Source organism: Nocardia sp. TBRC8007, from assembly GCF_056629435.1.
The window spans coordinates 1-26,036 of record NZ_JBWSOR010000010.1 but is presented as its reverse complement, the minus strand read 5'-3'; the positions used below and the strand labels follow the sequence as shown (position 1 = coordinate 26,036).

23 protein-coding genes and 2 pseudogenes are annotated in these 26,036 nt (G+C 63.8%); 15 read left to right on the top strand and 10 right to left on the bottom strand.

Annotated elements, in window-relative coordinates:
* Positions 1–12: 12 nt before the first annotated feature.
* Positions 13–831 carry an alpha/beta fold hydrolase gene (locus ACX4ZE_RS11425; RefSeq protein WP_480273346.1) on the top strand — a complete coding sequence of 273 codons (819 nt, stop codon included), beginning with the start codon at positions 13–15 and terminating at the stop codon, positions 829–831.
* Here ACX4ZE_RS11425 and ACX4ZE_RS11420 read toward each other — a convergent pair.
* Positions 805–1,557, bottom strand: coding sequence for a helix-turn-helix transcriptional regulator (locus ACX4ZE_RS11420; protein WP_480273345.1), 753 nt, complete (start codon positions 1,555–1,557; stop codon positions 805–807). The genes ACX4ZE_RS11425 and ACX4ZE_RS11420 overlap by 27 nt on opposite strands.
* A gap of 437 nt (positions 1,558–1,994) precedes the next feature.
* Between ACX4ZE_RS11420 and ACX4ZE_RS11415 the strand changes: the two genes are divergently transcribed.
* Genes ACX4ZE_RS11415 through ACX4ZE_RS11385 form a run of 7 tightly spaced genes read left to right on the top strand, consistent with a single transcriptional unit; the run spans position 1,995 to position 9,176 of the window.
* Positions 1,995–3,728, top strand: coding sequence for a hypothetical protein (locus ACX4ZE_RS11415; RefSeq protein ID WP_480273344.1), 1,734 nt, complete (start codon positions 1,995–1,997; stop codon positions 3,726–3,728).
* Positions 3,725–4,498 carry a hypothetical protein gene (locus ACX4ZE_RS11410; protein WP_480273343.1) on the top strand — a complete coding sequence of 258 codons (774 nt, stop codon included), beginning with the start codon at positions 3,725–3,727 and terminating at the stop codon, positions 4,496–4,498. Before ACX4ZE_RS11415 ends, ACX4ZE_RS11410 begins: the two co-directional genes overlap by 4 nt.
* The gene (locus ACX4ZE_RS11405; protein WP_480273342.1) at positions 4,498–4,893 is read left to right on the top strand and encodes a hypothetical protein; all 396 of its coding nucleotides are present in this window, start codon (positions 4,498–4,500) and stop codon (positions 4,891–4,893) included. The genes ACX4ZE_RS11410 and ACX4ZE_RS11405 overlap by 1 nt, the downstream gene beginning before the upstream one ends.
* Positions 4,890–5,501, top strand: coding sequence for a DUF3558 family protein (locus ACX4ZE_RS11400; protein ID WP_480273341.1), 612 nt, complete (start codon positions 4,890–4,892; stop codon positions 5,499–5,501). The genes ACX4ZE_RS11405 and ACX4ZE_RS11400 overlap by 4 nt, the downstream gene beginning before the upstream one ends.
* Positions 5,502–5,528: 27 nt before the next feature.
* Entirely contained in the window at positions 5,529–5,849 is a 321-nt protein-coding gene (locus tag ACX4ZE_RS11395) for a hypothetical protein (protein WP_480273340.1), read from the top strand.
* 13 nt (positions 5,850–5,862) lie between these two features.
* Positions 5,863–8,265: a TPR repeat domain-containing protein gene (locus ACX4ZE_RS11390; RefSeq protein WP_480273339.1), complete on the top strand. Its 2,403-nt coding sequence runs from the start codon at positions 5,863–5,865 to the stop codon at positions 8,263–8,265.
* The gene (locus ACX4ZE_RS11385; RefSeq protein ID WP_480273338.1) at positions 8,262–9,176 is read left to right on the top strand and encodes a hypothetical protein; all 915 of its coding nucleotides are present in this window, start codon (positions 8,262–8,264) and stop codon (positions 9,174–9,176) included. The genes ACX4ZE_RS11390 and ACX4ZE_RS11385 overlap by 4 nt, the downstream gene beginning before the upstream one ends.
* An 87-nt stretch (positions 9,177–9,263) precedes the next feature.
* On the opposite strand, the gene ACX4ZE_RS11380 is transcribed toward ACX4ZE_RS11385, so the two are convergent.
* The 5 genes from ACX4ZE_RS11380 to dapA form a co-directional block, all read right to left on the bottom strand.
* Positions 9,264–9,506, bottom strand: a complete 243-nt coding sequence (locus tag ACX4ZE_RS11380) for a helix-turn-helix transcriptional regulator (protein WP_480273337.1) — start codon at positions 9,504–9,506, stop codon at positions 9,264–9,266.
* Positions 9,496–10,347 carry an ABC transporter permease gene (locus ACX4ZE_RS11375; RefSeq protein WP_480273336.1) on the bottom strand — a complete coding sequence of 284 codons (852 nt, stop codon included), beginning with the start codon at positions 10,345–10,347 and terminating at the stop codon, positions 9,496–9,498. The genes ACX4ZE_RS11380 and ACX4ZE_RS11375 overlap by 11 nt, the downstream gene beginning before the upstream one ends.
* Entirely contained in the window at positions 10,344–11,273 is a 930-nt protein-coding gene (locus ACX4ZE_RS11370; RefSeq protein WP_480273335.1) for an ABC transporter ATP-binding protein, read from the bottom strand. The genes ACX4ZE_RS11375 and ACX4ZE_RS11370 overlap by 4 nt, the downstream gene beginning before the upstream one ends.
* A 447-nt stretch (positions 11,274–11,720) precedes the next feature.
* Entirely contained in the window at positions 11,721–11,990 is a 270-nt protein-coding gene (locus ACX4ZE_RS11365) for a hypothetical protein (RefSeq protein ID WP_480273334.1), read from the bottom strand.
* Positions 11,991–12,174: 184 nt separating this feature from the next.
* Positions 12,175–13,071: a 4-hydroxy-tetrahydrodipicolinate synthase gene (dapA, locus tag ACX4ZE_RS11360; protein ID WP_480273333.1), complete on the bottom strand. Its 897-nt coding sequence runs from the start codon at positions 13,069–13,071 to the stop codon at positions 12,175–12,177.
* A 70-nt stretch (positions 13,072–13,141) separates the two neighbouring features.
* Here dapA and ACX4ZE_RS11355 point away from each other — a divergent pair, with 70 nt between their 5' ends.
* Together ACX4ZE_RS11355 and ACX4ZE_RS11350 are read left to right on the top strand one after the other, a co-directional pair.
* Entirely contained in the window at positions 13,142–14,032 is an 891-nt protein-coding gene (locus tag ACX4ZE_RS11355) for a LysR family transcriptional regulator (protein WP_480273332.1), read from the top strand.
* Positions 14,033–14,290: 258 nt separating this feature from the next.
* A complete protein-coding gene (locus ACX4ZE_RS11350; protein ID WP_480273331.1) occupies positions 14,291–14,494 on the top strand; it encodes a zinc ribbon domain-containing protein in 204 nt (67 codons plus the stop codon).
* A gap of 169 nt (positions 14,495–14,663) precedes the next feature.
* Here ACX4ZE_RS11350 and ACX4ZE_RS11345 read toward each other — a convergent pair whose 3' ends face one another.
* Positions 14,664–14,822: a hypothetical protein gene (locus ACX4ZE_RS11345; protein WP_480273330.1), complete on the bottom strand. Its 159-nt coding sequence runs from the start codon at positions 14,820–14,822 to the stop codon at positions 14,664–14,666.
* A gap of 63 nt (positions 14,823–14,885) precedes the next feature.
* Between ACX4ZE_RS11345 and ACX4ZE_RS11340 the strand changes: the two genes are divergently transcribed.
* Together ACX4ZE_RS11340 and ACX4ZE_RS11335 are read left to right on the top strand one after the other, a co-directional pair.
* On the top strand, positions 14,886–15,170 hold the full coding sequence (locus tag ACX4ZE_RS11340) for a hypothetical protein (RefSeq protein ID WP_480273329.1): 285 nt from the start codon (positions 14,886–14,888) through the stop codon (positions 15,168–15,170).
* Complete coding sequence (locus ACX4ZE_RS11335) at positions 15,131–15,721, top strand: transposase (protein WP_480273328.1); 591 nt, start codon at positions 15,131–15,133, stop codon at positions 15,719–15,721. Before ACX4ZE_RS11340 ends, ACX4ZE_RS11335 begins: the two co-directional genes overlap by 40 nt.
* Before the next feature lie 142 nt (positions 15,722–15,863).
* On the opposite strand, the gene ACX4ZE_RS11330 is transcribed toward ACX4ZE_RS11335, so the two are convergent.
* Together ACX4ZE_RS11330 and ACX4ZE_RS11325 are read right to left on the bottom strand one after the other, a co-directional pair.
* Positions 15,864–16,559, bottom strand: a complete 696-nt coding sequence (locus ACX4ZE_RS11330; protein WP_480273327.1) for a class I SAM-dependent methyltransferase — start codon at positions 16,557–16,559, stop codon at positions 15,864–15,866.
* Between the two features lie 441 nt (positions 16,560–17,000).
* Positions 17,001–17,206, bottom strand: a pseudogene (locus ACX4ZE_RS11325) (IS701 family transposase); the annotation flags it as partial.
* A 245-nt stretch (positions 17,207–17,451) separates the two neighbouring features.
* Between ACX4ZE_RS11325 and ACX4ZE_RS11320 the strand changes: the two are divergent.
* The 3 genes and pseudogenes from ACX4ZE_RS11320 to ACX4ZE_RS11310 form a co-directional block, all read left to right on the top strand.
* Complete coding sequence (locus tag ACX4ZE_RS11320) at positions 17,452–18,114, top strand: transposase family protein (protein ID WP_480273326.1); 663 nt, start codon at positions 17,452–17,454, stop codon at positions 18,112–18,114.
* A gap of 294 nt (positions 18,115–18,408) precedes the next feature.
* Entirely contained in the window at positions 18,409–24,882 is a 6,474-nt protein-coding gene (locus ACX4ZE_RS11315; protein WP_480273325.1) for an SDR family NAD(P)-dependent oxidoreductase, read from the top strand.
* Positions 24,883–25,232: 350 nt separating this feature from the next.
* A pseudogene (locus ACX4ZE_RS11310) lies at positions 25,233–25,694 on the top strand (IS5 family transposase); the annotation flags it as partial.
* A 23-nt stretch (positions 25,695–25,717) separates the two neighbouring features.
* Here the strand turns inward: ACX4ZE_RS11310 and ACX4ZE_RS11305 are convergent.
* On the bottom strand, positions 25,718–26,036 hold a 319-nt coding region (locus tag ACX4ZE_RS11305; RefSeq protein ID WP_480273324.1), incomplete at its 5' end, for a transposase.

Sequence of the window (26,036 nt, the reverse complement as noted above, 5' to 3'; positions counted from 1 at the left end):
GGGAGAAGTGTTGTGCCATACGCGATATCGGCTGGAGCGAAGATCTACTTCACCGACACCGGCGGGGATGGACCCGCGGTTGTGCTCGGTCATGGTTTCTTCCTCGACCAGGAGATGTTCGCAGCTCAGGCTGCTGCCCTGAGCCCGAGGTATCGCGTTGTGTCGATCGACGCACGGGGCCACGGGCTGACCGAGGACGCCGGAGAACCGTTCAGCTACTGGGACCTGGCTCGTGACGCGTGGGCGGTGGCAGACGAGCTGGGTATCGAGCGTGCGGTAGTGGGCGGTATGTCGCAGGGTGGGTTCACGGCGCTGCGGATGGCGCTGCTGTGTCCGGGCCGGGTCGACGGTGTGGTTCTGATCGGCACGGCCGCTGAGGCGTACAGCCCGAAGCAGAAGGTCGGCTACCGCGAGGTCATGGACGCGTGGATGGGTTCGATGCCATTGGCGCCGATCGCCAAGGCGATGGCTTCCGTGATGATCGGTGGTACCGACGACGACAAGCGTCCTTGGCTGGACAAGTGGCTCGACAGCGACCGCGCTCGGATCCGGTTGGCGGCGGAGTGCTTGATCAATCGCGAGTCGATCGCCGATATGGTGGGCAGCATTACCTGCCCGGCAACCCTTATCCGGGGTGTCGGTGACCAAGCCTTCAGTCACGATGAGATGGCGACCCTGGCGGATCAGCTCGGCGGTGCCGCACAGTTGCACACGGTTGCCGGTGCCACACATGCGGTGAACATCACCAACCCACACGAGGTGAATGAGATTCTGCTGGCATTCCTCGATGAGATCTACCGAACGTCAAGCTATATCGGCGTCGACCGGTAGTCCGAGGAGCAGAAGGTGCCGCCGCCCCTGCCCGGTTGTGCTGAGTTCTTCGATCCGGATGGTGTGCACGACACCGGTTCTAGGATCGCGCAACCGCATCGTGGGGTCCGGCCGGTGCGTCGCCACTCGCTGCGACGTCCATAGTCGCCGGAAGTCGGGCTCGTCACCCAGTTCGTCGAGAAGTTGCCGTAGCGATTCTGTCGCTTCCGTTGTGCCTGCGCAGTGCCGCAAGCGCCCGACCGCCAGGCCGGCTTCTCGCTCCCATTCTTCGACTACCAGTCGCGCATAAGGGTTGGTGAACAGCCAGCGCAGCGTGTTCCCAGACGCTCGGATTCCCGGAAATGCCGCATCGCAGGCGGAGTTGCAGGCCAAGAGCTCCGAGTAGTCGCCCAGCGCCGCTGCGGGGTGGGGTGCCAGCGCATCGAGAGTCGATTGCAGCGTAGCGGGAATGACGTCCGTTTCCTCTTCATGCGGTGTCCGGTGGGCCAGCCGATACAGGTGAATCCGTTCGTCGGCATCGAGGCCGAGCACGTCGACGAGCGCATCGAGGACTCCTGGACTGGGCGAGTGCGCATCGCCTTGTTCGATTTTGGCGATGTATCCAATGCTGGAATGGATCGCTGCGGCGAGTTGCTGGCGGGACATCCCTGCCGGTGCCGACCAGGTTGGTCCCATGCGGCGTAATCGTACGAATTCAGCAAGTGTCGGTACCTGAAGTTCGCTCAATCCACCCTCCTGAACCGCAGTGCCTCTCGACTCGAGGATTGCAGATTCGGATCGATTATCCAATAGTGCTACTCGTGGGTGGCACCACTGGACATGGGGTGGATATGACTGGGTGTTCTCGATGCCTTGTCCACGCAGGGGATCGTTGATGACATTGATTCAGTCGGCCGGTACCGAATCCCCAAGAGGGGAGGAGGATTCGGCACCGTGCCGTTCTCATTCGAATTCCCCTTACGACGTACTCGATGCCACCCGCGACACACGTCGTTCTATTGGTTCGCCTCGAACGGCGCGGTCGATGTCGAGGTGCGTCAGGTCGGATAGGTCTGTGAACCACACGTATATCGGGTCGGCTCCAGCAGGGTGCTGCTTGTTAGACTGCGTGGGTCAATCCTGTTGGGGGTCGCGCCGATCGGGAAGTCGAGGGGGACGCGCGTATGGGTGAGGAAAATTCATCGTCTTCAGGTGGCAGCGGTTTCCGGTTGATCACCGGTATCGATCCCGCCATGGTGGCGGCGGGCAGGCAGGCCGCAGCGGCGCTCGACGAGACTCGGGAGCGGGTGCGGAATACCACCGATGAACTGTCCGGCAAGGGGGCGGGCACCGACTCGGACTACGCGGTCACCGATGACCGGTTCGAGGGGATGTCCGCACAGCGGATATACGATGCGGTGCACGGACCGGGCGGTATGGATATCGCGGGCCTGGAGACGGTTCGGGGAGCGTGGAACGACGTTTCCGTGCGGCTCGGGGGACTCTCGGTCGCGATGCAGGCCCGAGTGAATACTCTGTTGAGCGATGGAGCGCTTACCGGAAGGGCCGGTGACGCTGCGCAGGCCGCGGCAGTGCGGCTCGGCCAGGTGACCAATCAGATCGCCGAGGTGTTCTCAGCGGTCACCACTCGCACAGAGCAGTTGTATTACACCGCCGAGGCGACTCGTGTGGCGGTCCAGCAGCCGCCGATACCAGTGGTGTCGGTTGATCCGGACGATCCGGTGCAGTCGATCATTCCCGGTATCCTGAACCCGGAAACCGCCACCGCCGCCAGGGAAGCCGAACGACAGGTCCAGGCAGCGAACGTCGCCGCGATGAACTCCATCTACAAGCCCGGCTATCCGCCCGCGGGCGCGGGGGTTCCCGCCTACACATTCGTTCCGGATGCTCTTTCCGGAGACGCGGGCACACCTGGCGGCGCGGGGGCGCCGTCCGCCGGCGCACCTGTCGGCAGCGTCCCCACGAAACCCGCCACCGAAACGGAAACACCGCGGAACGAAGCCCCCGCGCCCGCCGAAGACACGCCGGGAGATCCTGGCCAACCGAATCCTGATGGTGGGCAGCCGAATCCAGATAGCGGGCCTGCCACGGAGTCGGCCGCGACGGCACCGGCAGGCACCACCCCGGCTTCGGTCGCGTCGACATCGGCAGGCACCACCCCGGCTTCGGTCGCGTCGGCACCGACGGACACGACCCGGGCTCCGGCCGCTTCGACCAACTCGGCGCCCGCTACCGGGCATTCCGGAATCGGGACACCAGCAGCCGGATCGCCGGGCATCGGCATACCCGGCTCTGGTTCCCGTACCGGCTCCGGCCTGCCGGGCGGCCCGGCACCATCCGCCCCGGCTCCCGGTCGGGCGGTGCCGGGCCCCGGTGGCGCCACGCCACTCGCGGCCGCCGCAGGCGCTTCCGGTTCGAGCGCACGGACAGGTATGCCGGGAGCGATGGGTCCCATGGCGCCCGGTGCGGGTGGCCGAAAGCAGAACGACTCGGACGACGAGCACACCACCGCCGAGTATTTACGAAGGGTGCAGCCGGACTGGCTCGCGGGCATAGCCGCGCCTGCCGCGGTGATCGGCACCGATACCGTCGTCGGTGGGCCGGAACCGTTCCGGATCGACCCGCCCGAGCAGGCGCCGGTAACACCGATATCGGCCACGGGTCGGTACGAGCCCGCACCGAGCACCGCCACAGGAGCGCATGGTCCGGCGGCTGAACCCTCCCCGCCTCCTGGTGCGTCGTCCATGGCGTTCGACCACACCGCGACCGATGCTCAGTCCACACCGCCACCTGCCCTGTCCCCGGAGATCGCCGCTTTGCTGAGCGAGTACGACTGGGACACCGACGAGACGGGTTCGGGTGATACCACCGCGGAGACGGAGCGGAATCCGCGGTGAGCCAGACCATGAGCCCCGATGAATTCGCCTGGTTATGGCGCGTACTCGCCGGTCGTGACGCATTCGATTACCCGGACCCGCTGCGAATCCAGGAAACAGCGGCGACCACCGACGAATACGCCCGGCACGTCGCCGAATTCGAACAGCGGTTTCCGCCCGAGGTCATCAGGGAGCTGGCCCCCGCTTTCGAAGTGCTGAGCGCCCCCGAGATCCGATTGCGCTGCTATGGGCTGCTGCGCGACCGGCGGGAGATCCGCGCTCACGCCGCGATCACCGACCGGCTGGCGGTGATCCTCGCCCAGAAGCCGGGCACCAGAGACGACAGCGGCCCGATCCGGCTCGTCGTCACCGACCCCGCCTCCGCCGCGCGGCATATCGCGGCCACGATGCCGCAGGCGGAACCCGGCGGCGCCGGAGCGATGCTCGGGTATACGCCGCGGGTGCGTGGTGCGGAGCCGCCGCTCGGCTGGGGCAGGACCGCGGACGGCAGGCTCCCGGTCGATGAACGGATCCGAAAGCTCACCAGGCTGGCCAGAGCTGCCGAGGGGCAGCTGATCATCGAACGGGATCTGCGCATCAGGCCCGCAGCGCCGGAGTATCTCTCCTGGATCGACATTCCGCCCGGCCAGTTCGCCTCCGGTCGGTATTTGATCGAAGTGGTCAATACCGAGACCACCGTGACACCGGCCTCCGCCGACAGGATCGCCGAAGAGCTGGGTCGTCGGGCCGGGCTCGTCTCTCGTATCAGTAACCAGCGAAGGGGCTCGTAATGGCTCGGGAGCTACCCGAAATCGACTACGGCAGAACCGAGATCGACGCTTTTCGCGGGGTCGCGGCCGGCGGTGATTTCCAGTACGACGCCGAGGGGGTGCGTGCGATCGTGGACTCGTACAAGATGTTCGTCGAGGACATCGTCGAGATGCTGAACTCGCTGAACAGGGCCGAGGATGCGTGTAGTTTCGGTGACTTCCCTTCCGCGCACGAGCTTCGCCAGGGCTTCAGCTGGAAGGCCACCGAAGGCAAACACGTCTTGAACCAGATCATCGAGGGTATCTACCGGCTTCAAGAGGCCTATCTGATCGCCGCCGGGCAGATCGAAGACGCCGACGCGGTCAACCAGAAACGGCTGAAACACCATGCCAAGCTGATCGAGGGAGCGTCGTGAAGATCAGACAGGCATTAGAGGCGGGGGGCGTCATCTGTTGCATGGTCACGCTTGCCGCGTGTGGCGCGACTGATACGGGTACCCCCACCGTGACTTCCGCGCCGACAACGACCACCGTGGCGATGGAGGTCACGGTGGAACCGACACCACATCAACCGGAACGGGCTCGGACCGCTGTCGAGTACGACCCATGCTTCACATTGCCTGATCAGGTGGTCGCCGACCTGGGGTTCGTGCCGAAGACACGGGAACGTGAGGACTTCGTCTTCGAGGACTACGCTCTGATCGGTTGCGATTTCGACCGACTGGAGAAAAGCGAATTCAGCGACCGAATGGGGCGAGTGGGCGGTTTGTGGGTCATCTCGTCGAATCTCACGGTCGACGATTTCCGTACTCGCAGCTTAGAGAACGCCACGGATACCACCGTCAATAATCGCGATGCCCTTTTCTACACCGCCGGCGCCGACACCTGTTCCATCGTCATGTCCGGACCCGATGGCGTAGTCCGGGTTTGGTTATCGGACTCGCCTGAAACCGATTGGGACTCGTGTGATCACGTCCGCGCGGCCGCCGAAGCGGTCGAAGCGATTCTGCCGCCCGAGCAGTAGACACCCCGTCGATATCAGGAGTTTCTCGTGTCATCCCTGCGCGCCGATCTCGAAACGCTCGGTCGGCTCAGCACGACCTTGCACGCATTGGCCGACGAGGCGTCGGCCCTGCACCCACAGCGCCCCTTCGGCCCGGCGGTAGCCAGTCCGCTGTTGGCGGTGCGGGCTGCCGAACATCTCACCACGGAATCGCTGCTGAAGACGCTGCTCCCCACCATCGCCGAACGGCTCGGCGAAACGGGGGATGTGATGGCCAATGTCGCCCGCCACTACAAGGATCTCGACGACGCGCGCGCCGGTGAGATCCGGGCCGTGTACCGGCAGGCCACCGGCGACTGGACCGTGTAGGGGCTTCGGCGAGATGAATCTTCGACAGTGGGTGGAGACCGCGAACCCGGCCATGCTGCTCGAGCTCGGCAACAGCTGGATCGGTTTCGCCGGTGATCTCGAGCGGATCTTCGACGCGTACGTCCATGCCGTCACTCAGGTGGGCGACGCGTATTGGGAGGGCGCGTGCGCCGAGGCCGCGCAGGATCGAGCGCGCGCCGACCAGCGCACCATGCGGGAACTGGCCGACCGGATCGAGCAGGTGGCAGACCGGGCGAAAGCCGGTTACGACGAAATCCACGCGCCACTGCTGCGGGCGCGGGGCGCCCTCGCCGAAGCTATCGGCCGTTGCTATCTGATCAACGACAGCACGCTCGGCTTGACGCATCCCGACCACGCCGCGTCACCGGCCGAGCGACAAGCTCTGGCCGATCTGCAATCGGCGCTGAATCACGCGGTCCAGGAAGCCTTGCGAGCGGATATCGCGGTACGAGACGCTCTCGGTGCGGCCCAGAACGATTTGCGGGCCGCGTTCGTCTCGGCCGCGGCCCTCGGCGCCGAGCAGGGTCGCACCGATGCGGAAGCCCTGGTCACCAACCCGGCGACTATGGCCCCGGAACAGACCCAGCGGCTTATCGAGGCCGCTCAGCTCACTCCGGAACAACGGGAGGCTCTGGAGCGTGGCGACACCACTACGATTCCGGCATCCCAGATGGAGTACCTCACCCAGGTGAGTAACGCGCTGGATGGCAAGAGCCCCAAGGAGATCGAGCAGATAGTCGGCAAATTGCCGCCCGAGAGTCAGCGGGCACTGGCGAACTCGATGAACATCATCTCGACCCCGGCGGTCGCCGCTGGTCCCGTCGCGAACAACGACAAGGACCTTCCACACAATGGGCGTGGGGGGATGAAACAGCTTCCCGAGTCCATCCAGCAGTCCCTCACCCGGCCCGATCTGGCGTCGAAGGACTCGAAGTACTTCCTCAACAAGGAGGTGAAGCTCAATGGGGTCGCCGACAACCAGGCCATCGCCAATGTGATGAAGCACGCCGATCCCGAATATCAACTCGGCAGCGATATCGACCGCGCCATGCTGGATGTCGGAGCCGAATACGTCAACGCGTACGAGGACTACAAGGACGACTCCCATGGAATGGTCGGCGGCACCGCGCTGACCATCGATGGCGGAACCGGGGACCCGAACATCTGGACTCAGACCGGACCGAGGATCGCCGAAGATCTGTTCCTCGCCGCGGGCGCCGACAAGAACGCCGTCCAGGAACTCGTCACCGGGGACAACAGCGAGGAGACCCTCGGAAACATCCTCACCCACAACTGGACCGACGACGGCGAAGCCGCGGGCAGTCTATTCTCCTTCGACCCGGCCGACGCCACCATCGAGGACCGGAACGATCCGGACGATGTCGCCAGAGCCGAACGCACCGGCGAGATCCTGGGCGCGATGGGCGCCTATATCGCAGGCGAAGGAGCGGAAAGCCCCGAAACCCGCTGGAGCGAACTCACCGCACTCGGAGCGCCCGACCACACGGTCTTCGCACTGAACCCGCGGTTGGTCGAAACACTCGACGCCAATATGGCCCCCTATGCCGCCGCGATGGCCGGAGATAACCAACCGGACCTCCCGCTGACCTTCGCCCCGCGTGAACAGGTCGATGGAAAATTCCGCAGCTGGATCGACCCGAATGGCGACGAGTCCTATCAGGGATCGATGAACGTCTTCGGCCTCTTGGGTGGGGTGGAATCCTCGCTGTCCACGAGTGCCGCCGAAGGCACGGAGGGGCGGGTGAGCGAATTACACAAGCGCGCGGTGGCAGCGATGGAGGGAGAGCTGCGCGCCTACGCCGCCGATCCCGGCGCATCCGATGGGCGCAGCCACTTGGACACTGCCGGACGGCTGCGTGCTCTGGTGGACAATAGCCGGCTGATGAACGCCACCGCGGAGGCCGAAGGGGACTATCTGGACGCCAAGGCAGAATATGATCGGCGCGGCTATCTCTACGAGACCGTTCGAGCTTACATATCGCTCGGAGCGACTGCGGGCCCAGGCCCTACCGGGGACTTTGTGGCAGGCGCGTATACCGGCGCAGCTGACGGCTGGAAACCCTGGTTCCAGGGGCTGGAGCCCGAGCCGGGCAAGGCGCCCGATATTGTGCGGCCGGACATCTCCCTGCTCAACCACATGATCTTGGAGAGCATGGATATCCCGCTGGAGGAGCGGGCGATCTACACATCGCTATTCGAGGGGGATGAACTCAGGTCCTGGCAAAGTATTCAAGCCGACTCAAACTACTCGGAACTCAATTCGCAACTCGATGGAATGTTCAGCTCACTCGGCCGGAAGGGTGACGAAACAGCTTTCGAAAATAGCTACAATAGAGTGATCAGCCCTTATGTCAACAATGTTGGAAGCCGATGAACGGCAATGAATCCGCCCAGGGGTGGCAATCAACTGTCCTGTCCTTTCTGACCAGCGGTCATGGGAAAGTGGCTGCGATCGGTACAGTCGTTATCGTCTTGGCTGCGGCCGTATACTTCGCCGATGGAAATCATGCCCCGGAGAATTCTCTTCCTCATCGTCATGCAGCTTCAGGAGAAGACGAATATTCGGACGTCCTCCCAGATATACCGTGGACAAATGTGTGGACCGCAGAACCGGGCGTCGATCTGTCGGACCGCGGTGCCGAGCTGATCCGAGCGGTGGGTGAGGCAGGGAGATTGGCCCGCTACCTCGGTGCGGCTCCGCTCTACTATCCGGGATACGGTGACGATCTCTTGGATGACAGAGGCCATGGGAGAGTCGATACCCGGTACAAGAATGGCAATGACTACCGCCGCGCACCCGGATATCATGCGCCGGTAAAGGCCGACATGACGGCATATAATCATATCGTCGAGTACGAATATGAAGGCGAAACTGTTAGTGCTGCTGTCTGTTACTTGGGAGTCCCTGCATCAAAAGCGATTGCTGGCGAGAATTCTAAGTTCGGATTATCGACCATGTATATCGTACTGCATCGAAGTGGCGATTCCCTGGGTGTTCCGGGGGCTACTGATCCATCGCGGGAATCGATCGACTACCCAGATGGTCGCACACCTTCCTGGAATGTCTTCGACAATTGGAAGATCACCACCATCTGGCAGATGGAACAAATACCTGAGAGCTGTGTCGACTGGTACAAGGAACAGATCCCCGGACTGGTCGTCACCGAAAGCGAACCTCCGGACCAGTACCAGGAAGGCGCGAGAAATTTCGAAGCCCCGGCCAACCTGAACGAACTCCGCCGTCCGGTAGAGCCGCAGTACCCCGAATGGATCCCACCGAGGTAGCCGGAGCGAAGTCATTCGCCGCCCGGCCACAACATGACAGTGGATCGGTGGTGTTGCCGTCATGCGGGTGTGCCGCAGGGCGACGATTCACGCGGTATCGGTGTTCGATCCCAACCGGGGGAAGGGTTCGGTGGCGAACACCACTTCCACCGCGACTTCGAAGTAGGCGGCGATGCGCAGCGCCAAGTGCAGGCTGGGGCTGTATTCGCCGCGTTCGAGGTAGCCCACTGTCTGGTAGTGGACGCCGAGTGCTCCGGCCAGCTCGCGCCGCGAGATGCCGCGCTCGGCGCGCAGCATCGCGATGCGGTTGTAGATGACCTCAGAAGGCACGTTGCATCGCCTTGTCCCTTCGTGTTTGCATGCTCGATCCTGATTCGTGGCGGGCCATGCGCCGCAACACCATCGGCGCGATCAGCAGGCCCACCACGGCCCATATGCCCAGTACGGCAGCAGTTTCGAGGTGTCGCCAGGACTGGTCGATTTCGACGGTGACCGCCTCGTCGGGCAGCAGCGCCGAGCGCATGCCGATCCCGGCCCAGTAGGTCGGGAACGCTTGGGCCAGGCCTTGGAGCCAACCGGGCAGGGCGGTGATCGGGTAGAAGATACCGGAGATGGCGACCAGTCCCATCAGCGGCATGGTCAGCAGGAAGGTATCGCGTGGATTGTCGAGGATGCTGCCCAGGATCGCGCCGATCGGCAGGGTGGCGAGCAGGCCGAGTAGCACGATCCAGGCGAAGTTCGCCCACGCGCCCGCCCCGTCGAAGGAGGACCCGCCGATGATCATCATGCCTACTGCCAGCACTACGACCACCTGCACGCACACCGATCCCGCCACGGTGATGATCTTGCCGATGAAGTAGCTGACCATGCCGTTGGGTGCGGCTTTGGCGCGCAGCAGGGTGCCGTCCTCGCGATCGAGCACCAGCGCGTAGACGATCCCGTACAGTCCGTTGAACGCGACGATGCTGCCGAGCAGGCCGGGTAGTGCTAGTTCGGCGACCGAGAGGTCGCTGCCCGCGTAGTCGCGGTCGCGCAGCAGATAGAGCACCCCGAGTGCGATAGCGGGGGTGAGGAACTGTCCGATCAGGTCGAAACCGGTAGCGAACAGCTGGCGGAGCTCGATCCATCCGCGGGCCATGCCGACCCGGATGGCGGTGCGGGTGGGATTCATCGGGCGATCTCCGTAAGAGTGTGGACCGGGGTCTCGATCTCGCCGGATTCGTAGCGCTGCACCAGTCTCATATAGACCTCTTCCAGTGAGGCGCGGCGCACCTCCAACTCGTCGATGCCCGCACCGTGCTGTTCGAACAGGTCGTGGACGAACTTCGTCGATTCGGCGGTGGTGTGTATGAAACGTTGATCATCGAGGGTCCAGCGCACTTCGGCTTCTCCGGTGACGGTGCGGGACAACTCCGTCGCCGAACCGTCGGCGATGATGCGCCCGCCCGCCAGGATCAGGATCCGATCGGCGATCTTCTCCGCTTCGTCCAAATCATGGGTCGTCAGCAACACAGTCGTGTCCTCCAGATCGGCCAGACGGTGGATGAGATCGTGGAAATCGCGGCGTGCGGCGGGATCGAAACCCGCGGTGGGTTCGTCCATGAACAGCAATTCCGGGCGGCCGATAATGCCGATGGCCACGTCCAGTCTGCGGCGCTGGCCTCCCGACAGGGTGGTGATCTTGGCGTTCGCGTGGCCGGTCAGCCCCACCAGCTCGATGAGTTCATCGCTGTCCCATGGCTTCCTGGCACCGTCGGTGCAGTAGGGGCGGTACAGCGCGCCCATATGCTCGAGTAGTTCCCGCACCCGCCATTTGGCGTGATCACGCCAGGACTGTAGAACGACCCCGATTCGTGCGCGCCAGCGTTCGTCACCGTGTTCGGGGTCAGCCCCGAGGACGGTGACTCGACCCGATGAACGCTTGCGAAACCCCTCCAGTATCTCCAGTGTCGTGGTCTTACCAGCCCCGTTGGGGCCGAGCATAACCAGTACCTCCCCGCGCAACGCTTGAAATGTCATGTCGTACAGGACATCGATGGTGCCATACCGCATCTGTACGGCATCGACGTCGAGAACCACCCTGCCACTCGAGTCCATAAGCCCTCCTGTACTTGGTCTCTATTAATTTGTAGCACAAATACTACATTTGCTAACAGCAATACTCCGAACTGGTCGACGTATTGCTTACGCCTTGCATGGGACGGAGGCGGTCGCCGCCTGTACGGGAACTCGCTGGAAGCACGGCGTAGCCCCGTGCGAGCAGCCTGTGTGGGCCGGAATCTCTCGTCCTCGGGAGAAGGAGGACGTCAACTGCCGCCGACTCGATGAGCCCGCGGAGCGGGACTGTACTCAGTCGGTATCGGTCCGGTGCATGTACTGTTACTGGTCGACAAGGTGCTGGTAGAAGCTGTTGTCCTGTGACTCCAGCGAGATATGCCGTAGACCGAGAGTTATCTTCCGGCCCGCTGCTCGCGCAGTATCCGTCCTCGCTGATGCCGAGATCGGCCAAGACCGCCTGTACCAGCTCGTCCAGCTCGCTATCGGTTATATAGACATCGAGGCAGCATTCGACCGGTACTTCTGCCGGGTCGTAGGCATCCCCCGCGCCCGACGCACGAATTCATCGAACTCGGAGACCGGTCCGAACCAGGTGAAACATGGGATGCGGTTCACCCCACGGATTCGATGAGCGCTTTCCTCCAGCGTCAGTGCGATCGGATGGATCCCCTCGTAGGCAAGGGAGCCGGGCCCGGTCGCATCGGGCAGTCCTAGCCCCACCGTCAGCTGCCAGACCATGCGTTCATCGTCTTCCACGCAGAAACCCTAACCGCCGGCGCTCGCATTCCGGCTGCCCTGCCCCGCACACGTGCGGCAGCCGCTGGATGCGGGTTGAGGTGACGGTGTCCGGCTATCTCCACCGATCGGTCAGGCGGACGGCATGGGGCAGAACGAGCTGTTGGGGTGCACTGTAAGAGGTTTCGATGCCGGAGTGGCCGGGTCACCGTAAGGGTGCGGCTGAAGCAGGGGAATCGACCCGAATCGCCACTGGCGCGGCGGCGGGCAGCAATGGCAACCGGACATTGGCAGTCGATATCCGGCCCTGGGCATGGAGAACAGCCTTGATCATCGTGGGATTGGGCTCGGACATGAGCGCGCTCGCGGGTTCGACGAGCCGGTTCCCCAGCACCCGTGCCCGCGCGGTTTCTCCGCTGTGCCACAACTGGAACAATTCGACGAACTCGCGGGTGCAGACGTTCGCGGTCGCCAGGATCGCTCCCGCCGCGCCCATTGCCAGCAGCGGTGAGACCAGCGTGTCCTCTCCCGCGAGAACCGAGAACGAATTCGCGGATTCGGCGAGCAGTCGCGCGGTGTCGGTGTCCACCGCGCCGACCGCCTGCTTGATGCCGACGATCCGAGGATGCTCCGCCAGACGCACGATGGATTCCCAACCCAACTGGCGACCGGTGCGATATGGAACGTTGTACAGAACCAGCGGGAGCGGACTGCGTGCTGCGACGTACTCGAAGTGCGCCACGATCCCTGCCTCGGACGGTCGTGTGTAGTACGGGACCACCACCAACGCACCTGCGGCATCGGTTTCCTCGTTCAGCTCCTGGACGGCGCGCACTGTGCTCGCGGTGTCGTTGGAGCCCGCCCCGACGAGCAAAGGAGCATCGTGCTCACGGCACACCTTGCCGCAGATCCGCATGACCTCTCGACGTTCCCGCGGGCTCAGTGCGGATGATTCAGCGGTGGTTCCCAACGCGACGATCCCGGCCGCTCCCTCCTCGAGCACAGTGTGGGCGAGACGTTCCAGGTCGGTGGTCGCCAGTTCGCCACTGTCGGCGAAGGGCGTGACGAGCGGGACGAATATTCCGGACGGGTGGAAGGTCATACGCCTAGTCTCACCGGCGACATAAACAAGATCCAGTTACTATCTTTATCGTCTTTCATAAGCTGAGCTGATGCTCGACATACGCAAGCTCAGACTTCTTCGCGAACTGGCTCATCGAGGCACTATCGCGGCGGTCGCGGAAGCGTTCTCGTATACGCCCTCGGCGGTGTCGCAACAAATCGCGGCGCTGGAACGCGAGGCTGGTCGCCCCCTCTTGACACGCACGGGACGTCGGGTGAATCTCACGCCCGCCGGGGCTGTGCTCGTCGAGCATGCCGAGGTGGTTCTGGCCGATCTGGAACGAGCCGAAGCCGCGCTCGTCGCGAGTGCGACAGGCCTGTCGGGATCGGTGCGCTTGGGGGCTTTCCCCACCGCTTTCCGGACGATTGTGCTACCCGCGCTATCGGAAATCGGCCGTATCGAAAAGGATTTGGAGTTGACGGTGACCGAGGTCGACCCCGCGGATGTGCCGGATCTCCTCCGCGGCGGCAGGCTCGATGTCGCGCTGGTTCACGAATACGACAACGTCCCCTCTGTCATGGGCTCGGGCATCGAGCTCGACCCGCTACTCGATGAGGTCGTGTACCTGGCCGCTGCCGTGGCGCGGGAAGTGCCCAACGACGCGGTGATCCGCCATCACCACGCGAGTCCCTGGATAGTCGGCAACCCAGGCACTCTCTGCCACGCCATGACCGTGCGCACTTGCCAGTCCCAGGGATTCGAACCACGGATAGCCCACCGGATCGATGACTTCGCGACGGTCCTGCGACTCGTCGCGGCAGGAGCGGGCGTGGCGTTGGTTCCGCAACTCGGGGCGATCGACGTCCCGGCAGGGGTAGTGCTCACGCCCCTCCCGATCGGTAGACGCACCCGGATCGCCTACCGTCGCGGCAGTCGCGCTCATCCGTTGTTCGCTCGCGTCAGCGACGAATTGCGGCGCGCGGCGCGATCCTTTCCTTGACCGTTGATCACGCTTACCACGCGGCCGGTCCGGTGCCCGATCCACAGACCGGCGAGAACGCGCTGGGCGCGGAATTTCTGGACTATGTCATAGTCGCAGGCGTCGGCACTGCCGTGCGATTTCAGAGCCATTGCGGTGCAGTCCATGTACGCCAGTTGGGACAATAGGAATTCGAGGCACTTGCGGCGGCGATCGTTCGCCCCTACCGAGTGATGAACAACGGGGAGCCCGCACACCGGCAGCGTCGTCACAGCCGTTATGAACTCGAAGCGCTGCTCGGCGCAGGCCGGGTGTGGTCCGCTCGATTCATTCGGGGACCCGAAACCGTTGTCTGTGCGGACCTGGACATGTGCCTGCGGTGCAACGCATGACCGTGATCTGAATGCGGCGGTCAATATCCTCGCGGCCGGGCAGGCCGAGAGGTTAAACGCCTGTGGAGGGGCTGTCAGCCTCTCCGTCTAGTGGAGAGCAGGCCCCTATGGAACAGGAACCCACCGAGAGCGTCCCGTGTGGACGCTGGTAGGAATCCTTGGTCCTTCAGGCCAAGGAGGACGTCAAACCTTCCAGCGGGTCGGCTAGATGACCGCGCCTGGTGCGCGCCGGGCGCGGAAGGTGAGCTGAGGCAATGTCACTACGCGCGAGTCCATCCGGCGCAGTCGCGCTTCGCGGCCGAGGTGAGCGCGACCAGGGTACCGTAGCGTGTGGCAGCTTGTTCATCGAACGGCAGCGGCTCGAAATCCACAATGGCGGCGCCGAGTTGCTCGGCTCGGGTGGCGTTGTCCTTCGCCATCGCGACGCCTTGGTGTAGTTCGGCCAATGTGATCGCTGTACCGAGCGTGGGCAGGTCATCGCGTTGGCCCGGTCGGTGCCCGCGGGGAAACCGGTGCGTCGCCCGGACGGGGAGTTGGTGGCCGAGACCGAGAACGGGCCCGGTGAATGGACCTTGGACACGCTCACCGGTGCGGCTCGCGCGCAGGGGATCGAGATCGCGCGTAGCCAGGTTCGGCGGATCCTGCGTGCGGAGGGGGTTCGGTGGCGTCGTACCCGTAGCTGGGCACGCAGCACCGATGCGGAGTTCGCCCCACAAGGGCTGCAGTCGTGGAACTCTACACCGCCCCACCGGAAGACTCCCCCGTGATCTGCGCTGAGGAACTCGGTCCGGTGATCCCTCGTTCCTTTCCGCCGGCGCCGGGCTGGTCACCCGACGGGCATCGGATCACCGCCGAGTTGGACTACTCGCGCGGTCCGGAGAAGACCTGGGTCTACGGTGGGCTGCGCGTGCGTGACGGCCATGCGGTCACCATGACCGCGCCGTCACGCAATAGTGTTGGCTATCAACAGTTTCTGCAGCTGATCGAGGACGACAATCCGCACGGACAGATCATCGTCGTCACCGACAACCTCTCCAGCCACGACAGCAAAAGCACCCGTGCATGGCTCACCGGCCACCGCAGAAACCGGCATGTGTTCATCCCCAAACGTGCCTGCTGGCTGAACATGCAGGAGGGTTGGTGGCGTCTGTTCCGTAAGATCGCCCTCGCTGGAGTGTCTTTCGCCGATCCCGATGAGATCACCTACGCCACCAGGATCGCTACCGTCCAGCTCAATACCCGCGCCCGTCCCTGGGTGTGGGGCCGCCCGCCACCCAAACCACGCACCCGACGCCGCCGGTTCATGTATACCCTTTGAGGAACGAAGCACTAAAGCGAACCTGCGCGTGTGTCAACGACACTGTGTGGCCGTAGCTCACGGCGAGCCACGGCCACACAGTGAAGCATGACCGGCAGAAAGCACTGTTGTGCGGCAGCGCCTTCCACTCGCGCACGGCTCGCTAGCCTTCGGCGACGGCACGCTTCGGGCGACGTGCTTCCCATGTGGCGACGGCGCCGATGTCAGTCAACTCCACGTCGGAATATGCTGCTCTCAGCGCTGTCTCCAAGCCGTCAAGATCGTCCTGCGTGTTATGGAAGATCCGAAGGTGGCCATTGTACACGGCACTGATGGTTCTCCCCAGTAAATTCACTGCTACACCGCGGCCGAGGATCGTCGAGCCGAAGAACACACCGTCGTCATGCATGACGTCGGCGATGTGACGGAAGGCAATTCCTTTCTCCCTCCAGGTGCCCGGGACACAGTGCATGACGAAGTTGGCTGCAACCGAGCGGACCGGGTGCGCCACTGGGAGTGGCTGCAGGATGCTGCCTAAGTGCGACGCGACTGTCACACCGTCGCGGCCCCGCAGGCGGCGAGTGGTCGTCGCGAGCGAGTTGACATTCAGATCAAACAGGGTGACGCCACAGTTCGCCGGTAAGGCGGCGTTGGCGAGGTACCACCCGCTGCCGGGGCCGATGTCGAGGTGGTCTGCGGTCACGTTGCGGTTGTAGAGATCGAGCAGTTTCGAGGTGGGACAGCGCCATGCCAGGTGGTTGCTGAACCCAAGAACGAAGGCATCGTAGACAGCCAGGGTGACCGGGTTGTAGATGGTGGTGCCTGCCTTGTCGGCCTGGACTGGGTTTGATCGCTGCACAGTTTCCTCTCTGGCACTTCGGTTCCGGTCGGCTCAGCTGTGCATCCACATGGAATCGCTTTTGCTTCGCTGACGGCTGGTGTGACCCTAGCGAGATGCGGTGATTTGCGCGTTGTGTGCCAGTATTTTCGCAAGATTTTCGCAAGAAATCCAGGCTTCGGAGTGCTTGAGATCACCTCGTCAGATTTCTTTGACATTCCCCTAAATTCGCTTTAGATACGCTTTTAATACTGCAACGACACTCAGGTGAGTGGGTGTCCTCGTCGCCGGTAGTACGATAGTCGGGCCTGGTATTGTCGGTGGCGGCGCCATTGTGACCAGGCCCGGTAGCCGCGGACCTGGTAGTGGTCGAGCCCGGCTTCGCCTTTGGCCTGTTGGAACGCTTCTTCGATATGCCAGCGCGATCCGGTGGTGAACGCCAGATCCACCAGCCGGGTCCGGATCGACGTCCCAGTCCGCCCGCCGCAGCACCGCTGCATCCCCTGCGGCCCCGTCTCACCAGCATACTCGGCCAGCGTCCACCCATTCTTCCGCTCCAACCCCGACACATACTCCCGCGCCCGAGCCCGCAGCTCCGACCGCGTGAACCGGCCCCCGATCCCGACCATCAACGAATCCAACTCGGCCACAGCATGATCCAACACCACACGACAGGTCTACCAGAACCGACTCACATGAGTGTCGTTGCAGTACTAACTCGGAAGAGCCGAAAAAGTCTTCGAAATACTCCACAAAAATTCTTTGGAGATTTCTCGGTGACAATGAGCCCTTTTCATCCTCTACGTGGATCGCCCGCGGGATGTGTTGTGCCGCAGCGGTGCCGATGTGACAGACAGCGAAGCCCCTGGTAGATCAGCTGTCGACCAAAACGACCGTTCCACCAGAGGCTTCGATGCTTTTCTACCGTTCCGCGCTGCCGTTGTCACGTTCGACCCTGACCTGGGTGGCTGGTGTGATCCGCCGTCACCGTCGCGCGATCGGGTCGGTATGGCGGATCCTGAATCCGGGGCGGCAAGCACTGCTCGTGCTGGCTCAGCTGCGAAAAGCGGAGACATATGCCGATCTGGGGGCCGGGTTCGACATCTCCACGACCACTGCCTGGCGCTATGTCGAGGAAACCGTGGGCCTGCTCGCCGACCGCGCACCGAGCCTGCGGGTAGCGTTACGGCGAGCGAAGTCCGACGGCCACGCCTACCTGATCGGGGACGGCACCCTGATCCCGATCGATCGGGTCGCCGCCGACCGTCCCTTCTACTCCGGCACGCACCGCCGCCACGGCATGAACGTGCAGATCCTCTCCACTCCCGACGGAGATATCGTGTGGGTATCGGACAGCCTGCCCGGCAGCGTGCACGACCTAAAAGCCGCCTGGAACTGGCAGATCCTCGCCGAACTCGAACTCGGTGACTGGAACACACTGGGCAACAAGGGATATCAAGGCGCGACAGCCTTGCTGACCCCTACAAGGGTAAGAACAAACCAGCCTCCCAGAAGGCCGCCAACCGCGCTCACGCGCGCTTACGCGGCCGGGGTGAACACGCGATCGCGCAGCTGAAGAGCCGGCGTGTACTGGCGAGGCTGCCCGTACAAGGCCGGCCGCCTCGCCAAGGCCATAAAATTCAGGCCGCACGACAAAGGTGAAAAGGCTCAATAAAGGTGAAAAGGCTCTATAAAGATATATTGTGATATTCACATTCGGTGGTAGGTTACTAATTGGACGCTTCAGGTGGGTGAAAAATAATCCTGGAGCATCTCTTTTCTTTGGAGGAATGTCCGTTTTTGGTGATCCGTCACTGTCGCCGGGCCTGGTATGCGGGCAAAGTGTTTTCGGCCAACCCAGGAGTCGACTGTGTCTGATATTGCGATTGTCGGTATCGGCTGCCGTTATGCCGGTGGCATCGAATCCCCGGAAACGTTCTGGGATCTGCTTGTCAGCAGACGGGACGGGGTGTGTGATGTCCCGCCCGAGCGGTGGGTTTGGCAGCGTTTCTACGATCCGGATAAACGCACACCCGCTCGGGCGTATACCAAGCGGGCGGCGTTCATGACCAGTGATCCGTGGGCGTTCGATCCGGACTTCTTCGGTATCTCGCCGCGTGAGGCGGCGTCGATGGACCCCGCACAGCGACAGGTACTCGAAGTAGCGTGGGAGGCGTTTGACGACGCCGGGATCGCCGGGCGGATCGCGGGGACTTCCCTGGGGGTGTACATGGGGTCGTTCACCCTGGATCAGCTGGCTGAGCTGTCCTCACCTCTGACACTGCCGTTTGTGGATATGCACGCGGCGAGTAGCACGTCGTTCACGATGATTTCCAATCGGCTGGCGTACGCGCTGAATCTGGTGGGGCCGGCGATCACGGTGGATACCGCGTGTTCGTCGTCGCTGGTCGCGTTGCATCTGGCGTGTCAGGGTATCGACAGCGGGGATTGCGAGATGGCCGTGGCCGGTGGGGTGAACGTGTTGACGCAGCCGGGACAGTTTATTTCGATGTGTAAGGGGGGTTTCCTCGCCGCCGATGGGCGCAGTAAGGCGTTCGACGCGGCTGCTGATGGATATGGGCGTGGTGAGGGTGTGGGGATGGTGGTGTTGAAGAAGCTGGCGGCCGCGCAGCGGGATGGGGATCGGATCTATGCGGTGATCAAGGCGACGGGGTCGAATCAGGATGGGCGTACGACCGCGATCACGGTGCCGAACGCTGATATGCAGGAGGCGTTGGCCAAGAAGGTCGCCAGGCAGGCGGGGATCGCGCCGCATGAGGTGACGTATGTGGAGGCGCATGGGACGGGGACTCCGGTGGGGGATCCGTTGGAGTTGCGGGCTATCGGTCGTGCTTATGGTGCGGTCGAAGGGCGTGCTGTGCCGTTGGGGGTGGGGTCGGTGAAGCCGCAGTTGGGGCATACCGAGGCCGCGTCGGGGGTCGCGAGTGTGATCAAGTCTGCGTTGGCGGTGTCCAAGCGGACCATTCCGCCGCAGGGGTGGATGGATACCCCGAATCCGGATATTCCGTTCGAGGAATTGAATGTCCGGTTGCAGTTGGAGACCGAGGAGGTCGGTCCGGAGGTCGATCGGGTCACCATCGCGGTCAATGGTTTCGGTTACGGCGGCACGAACGCGCACGCCATCCTGCAGGAATACCGCCCGCCCGCCCGCACCAGCGGTAACGGCGCGAGCAGAAAACCGAAACAACAGAAACCGAAACAGCGGGAGCCGAAACACTATGGGGTGTTACCGCTCTCGGCGCGCAGCGAGCAGGCGGTGCGGGACTTGGCGCGGGGTTTCATCGAGCGGATCGCGGTTGGCGCGGATGAGGGCTGGTTGGCCGAGACGGCGTGGACGCGGCGTAGTCATCATCCGTTCCGGGCCGGGATTCCCTTCGCCGACGACGCTGAGCTGATCGAGGGCTTGGTCGAATTCGCCGAGGGCACCGGACGAGTGAGCCGGGCGATAACGAGTAAGGTTCCCGAGCCGGTGTTCGTGTTCACCGGGATGGGTCCGCAGTGGTGGGCGATGGGACATGGGTTGTTGCAGGCCGGTGGCGTTTTCGCCGAAGAGGCGGCCCTGATCGATGCGGAGTTCCAGAAGATCGCCGGTTGGTCGATCGTGGAGGAGTTGTTGCGGCCGGAGGAGCGGTCGCGGGTGACCAGTACGGTGGTCGCGCAGGCAGGTAATTTCCTGGTGCAGGTGGGGTTGTGTGCGGTATTGCGGGAGTTGAGTATCCGGCCAGCGGCGGTGGTCGGGCACAGTGTGGGTGAGGTGGCCGCGGCGTATGTGTCGGGGGTGCTGTCGTTGCGGGATGCGTTGTTGGTGGGGTATCACCGGGCGCGGTTGCAGGCCACTACCGCCGGGTCGGGAGGGATGCTCGCGGTCGGGTTGCCGTTGGCGGAGGCGCGTGATCTCGTCGCCGGTGACGGCGGAGTGGATATCGCCGCGGTCAACAGCCCTTCGGCGGTGACCTTGGCCGGGGAGGTGGCCCGTCTCGACGAGATCGCCGAATCGTTGGTCGAGGACGGGGTCTTCGTCAAGCGTCTGCAGGTGGAGGTGCCCTACCACAGTCATCTGATGGACCCGATCCTCGACGAGTTCCGTGGTGTGTTGGCGGATATCCGGCCCGCGGTGCCGCGGGTGCCGTTGTATTCCACCGTTACCGGCACTCGGGTCACCGAGGCTGATTGGGATGGTGAGTATTGGTGTGCGAATGTGCGTCGGAGTGTGCGGTTCTCCGACGCGGTGGGTGAGCTCGTCGGCGCGGGTAGCCGGGTGTTCGTGGAGGTCGGCCCGCATCCGGTGCTGGGTGCCAATATCCGTGAGATCCTGCGTGGTGCCGGGGAGACCGGCACCACCGTCGCGACACTCAACCGCAAACAGGACGACGCCGACAGCATCCGGCAGGTCATCGCAGGCTTGTATGCCGCAGGGGTGTTGGATATCGAGGCGTTGTTCGCCGAGTTGCCGTCCCCGACCCCGCATATCGACCTGCCGGTCTATCCGTGGCAGAACACCCACCTACGCACCGAGCATCCGGCCGACCTGACCCATCGGTTCGGTACACCCGGCAGGTATACCCTGCTAGGCGACTCGGACCCGGACGACAGCACCACCAGCTGGCAGCTGCAGTTGAGTACTCCGGCGCTGCCGTGGCTGGCCGATCATGTGGTCGACGGCACCCGGGTGATGCCGGGGACGGGATATCTGGATATGGCCCTGAGCGCCGCCTTGCAGCGCACCGAGTCCACCCAGGCCGGTATGGAGAAGGTGCGTTTGGTGGCCCCGCTGGTCGTCGCGGACGGTGAGATACCGATCATGCGGCTCGACGTGGAAGAGTCGACCCATCGCTTCACCATCCGCTCCCGCAGCACAACCGGCACGACATGGACGGTCAACGCCACCGGCCGGTTGGTCGAGGGCGTCTTCGACCAGATCAAGGCCTATGTCCCCCACACCGACACGATGAGCACGGTCGACCCGGCCGAGTTCTATGCCACCATGGCCGCGCACGGACTCGACTACGGGCCGATGTTCCAGCGCGCCACCTCGCTCCGGGTCTCGGATACGACGGTGGTGGCCACGCTCGATGGCGCTATCGCCCTCGAGGACGGGTATGCGGCGCACCCGGCGATCGTCGATGCCGCCTTGCATGTCAGCTCCCTGCTGTTCGCGGGCGCGCACAGCAGGGACGAAGGTGCCATGGTCCCGGTGGAGGTGCGCGGGGTGCGTCTGCTGGCGCCGCTGCCGGAGGAGGTCGTGGTGGTGGCGCGACTCGTTTCATCCAGCGAGTCGTCCCGTGAGCCGATCACCGATATCGATTTGCTCGACGCCGATCACAACGTCTGCATGCGGATCATGGGGATGAAGTTCGGGTCCATCTCGCCGCGTCCGGCGCCGATACAGCGCATGATCGATTTCTTCTACGAAGAAGTCTGGGAGATGCGCGATCCCATCGATCCGGCCACGCTGCCGTCGGTCGGGGACTTGTACACCCTGGTCGTGATGCTGGGTACCGCGCCGAATCCGGTCGCCGAGCAGATCCTGCGTGTCACCACGTCCGGTTCGGCGGGGGCGGAACTGTTCATTGTCGGTGATCCTGGTCGCGAGGATCTGGAAGCCGAACTGACCCGGCGGCTGCGGTCGGCTCGCACTCGTGCCGGTGTCGACCGGCTGCATGTGGTCGTGGTCGCCGACACCGGCTCCGCCGACACCGGTTACGACGATGTGGACAATCTGTGGACGCTGCGCCGGATCGCGGTGACCGCCGAGGAATTCCTCGACGCCTGGAAGCATGAGCACGGGAGCGAGGTGGATCGCCTCGGTGACAGCGGCTACTATGCCTCGCTGATCACCGAGAACGCCTTCACCCACCCGGAAGCCGACACCGCACCGGACGCCAGTCACGCCGCGCTGGCCGGTAGCCGGCGGGCATTGCTCAATGAGCAGTCCTGGTTGCGGTGGCGGTTGATCGACCTCGACGGCGCGGTCGCCGATACCGATCTCGGGGTGGAGCTGACGATTCCGGGCGCCTTAACCTACGATCATGCCGACGAGGTGTTCTTGCATGGCGGGGCGCGGTGGGTGCCGGTGGTGAAGCGGACGCTGCAGGATCATCTCGATCATCTCAATGAGGCCGCGCCGTTGACCGACCCGGAAGCCAACTTCCGGTTGGAGCTGCCCCGGACCAAGACCTTCTCCCAGCTGGGGTGGCGGCAATGTGGCCGGCGTGAGCCGGGCCCCGGCGAGATCGAGGTGAAGATAGCCGCGATCGGCCTCGGCTACAAGGACGCGATGAAGGTCATCGGCGTGCTCGGTGAGCGCGAACTCGCCGACACCTACTATGGCCTGGAACCAGGTATGGAGGGTTCCGGCACGGTCGTCCGCCTCGGTCCCGGTGTCACCGAATACGAGGTCGGCGACCGGGTGCATGCGTTCTGGCCGGACATGATCCGCCGGTACAATACGCTCAGCGCGGACCGGGCCTACCTCGTCGGAAAGGACGTCGAACCCGGTGAGGTCAGCAGTTGCACCGTATTCACCGCCGCAGAGTTCGCGCTGTTGGATCTGGCTCGGGTGGAGCCGGGGGAGACGGTGCTGGTGCACGGCGGGGCCGGTGGGGTGGGGTCGGCGGCGATCCAGGTCGCAAAACGGCACGGTGCACGGGTGATCGGTACCGCGAGCACCGACGCACGCCGTGCCTATGTGCTCGAGCAGGGTGCCGACCGTGTGGTGAACTCACGGTCGTTGGATTTCGTGGACGAGGTGTTGGCATTCACCGACGGTCGGGGCGCGGACGTGGTGGTCAGCAGCGCGCCCGGAGAGATCCTGACCCAGAACTTCAACGCCGTCGCCGAATTCGGCCGCATCCTCGAGCTCGGCAAAGCCGACATCTACTTCGGTGGCACACTGGAGCTGCAGAACTTCGACAAGAACGTGGCTTATTTCTCGTTCGACCTCGACCGGACGATGGGACTGCGGCTGAAGCAGATCTTCGAGAAGATCCCTGAAGTGTATGACCGGATCAGTGACGGCACCTACCGGCCGTTGCCCTACCACGTGTTCGGTACCGCCGAGGTCGCGCACGCCTTCGAAGAAGCCGCGCGCTCCACGCGGATCGGTCGGGTCGTGCTGACGTTGGACGAGGAAGCGCCGTTAGTGCGTCCGCGGTTCCCGGATGTCGTCATCGATTCCGGGGCGCAGTACCTGATCACCGGTGGGTTCGGTGGATTGGGGATGGCCATCGGCCGTTGGCTGGTCAACAAGGGCGCCCGCCACCTGACCTTGCTCGGGCGTAGTGGCGCCACCACTGACGGGGCCCGCAAACAACTCGCCGTCTGGGAGCATCAGGGTATCGATGTGGTCACCGAGCGGGTCGATGTGACCGATGCGGAGGCGATCGCCGCGGTGATTGCCCGCGCGCACACTCCTGAGCATCCGTTGAAGGGCGTCTTCCACACTGCGGGCGTGTTGGACGACAAACGCGTCGGGGTGATGGACCGCGCTGGCCTGGCCAAGGTACTGCGCCCCAAACTCATCGGCGCGCGCGCGTTGTGGGATGGTGTCGTCGCGGCCGGGGTGCGACTGGACTATTTCGTCCTGTTATCCTCCGGCAGCGCCATCTTCGCCGGTGTCGGCCAATACTCCTACACCGCGGGCAACCTCGCGATCAACTCCTACACCGAGATGCTCGCCCGGCAGGGCGTCCCCGCGCTGGCAGTCGGCTGGGGCCTTATGGCCGGTGGCGGCCTGTTGGCAGACGATGAGAACCTCACCCGCTATCTGATCAACTCCGGATTCGACCCCATGGACATGGACGACGCACCGGTGACCCTGGAGGAAACGCTACGGCTCGGCATCCCCATCCGCAAGGTCAACCTCTTCCCGATCGACTGGCAGCGTGTCGTGACCGCCGGTGGACCGCAGATACCGTTGACCGGCCGGATCGAGGGCATTATCGCGGCCTCGGCGGAGCAGGATTCGGCCGCTGCCCGGTTGCGGGCCGAGCTCGCCACCCTTGAAGAGGCCAACCGCAAGGATGTGGTCGCCAATATGCTTGCCGAGCTGATGGCGACGGTGCTAGGGGTGCCCGCCGAATCCATCGATCTGACCGTGTCGGTACCGGAGTTGGGTCTGGATTCGCTCATGGCCGTCGAATTCCGTTCGCTGATCAACCGAACCCTGGACGTGGATGTGGTGTCGTTGAAGCTCGGGCAGTCGTTCACCTTGGAGCAGGCCGGCGCCGCGGCGGCCGAGGCGATCGTCGAGGGCACCGGTTCGGTGGGTCTGTCGGTGGCGCCGGACGACACCCCCGCCATGGCGGCGGAAGTTCCGGCGTGACCGAGGTTGCCGGACCTCGCGACCGACCGGGCCGGTCGATCACCGCGAGGTCCGGAATCCGGCGACGCCGGCGCGACCCCTGACGGGAGGCTGTAACCCAGAGATTTCGTCCGGCTGCGGAGTCCGCAGTGTGCCGTTGGCGAAGAGAAGAATGGTGCTCTGACCTGTGATAATTCCGCACTCACGCCGAGGTCGGCGGACACGACATCCCATCAGCGATCCATCCTCCCAGTCGACCGGCGGGGGCACGATCTTTTCAGGACTCGATGTCCCGGGGGAAACAAGTGCTCACCCGCCCGCCGCTACCGGCAGCGAGTTTGCCGTATGGGTGGACTCGCTACATCTCATTAGGGGGATCACTGACCGGCCGTAGCCCGGTCGACCGCGGTAAGAAAGGCTCCAAGATCCACGTCCTGTCCGACGCGAACGGAATCCCGCTGGTCACCGGCGTCACGGGCGCGAATACTCACGACTCGGTGATGCCGCGGCCGATGGTCGAGGCGATCCCACGGATCCGCTCGGTCCGTGGCCCACGCCGCGGCAAACCCGCCGAACTGCGTGCGGACAAAGGCTACGACTACGATATCCACCACCGCTGGCTGCGTACTCGCGGGATCGTTCCCCGGATCGCCCGTCGCGGGACCGAAGACCCCACGAAGTTGGGCCGCCATCGGTGGAAGATCGAGCGTACGATCGCGTGGTTGACCGGATACCGGCGATTGGCGATCCGCTACGAACGCCACGGCCGTCTCTTCGCAGCATTTCTACAACTCGACACCGCGCTCACCTGCTACAAGAAACTCCCCACGTAAGACACCCTCTAGTGCTTCGTTCCTCAAAGGGTATACATGAACCGGCGGCGTCGGGTGCGTGGTTTGGGTGGCGGGCGGCCCCACACCCAGGGACGGGCGCGGGTATTGAGCTGGACGGTAGCGATCCTGGTGGCGTAGGTGATCTCGTCGGGATCGGCGAAAGACACTCCAGCGAGGGCGATCTTACGGAACAGGCGCCACCAACCCTCCTGCATGTTCAGCCGGCAGGCACGTTTGGGGATGAACACATGCCGGATTCTGCGGTGGCCGGTGAGCCATGCACGGGTACTTCTGCTGTCATGGCTGGAAAGGTTGTCGGTGACGACCACGATCTGCCCGTGC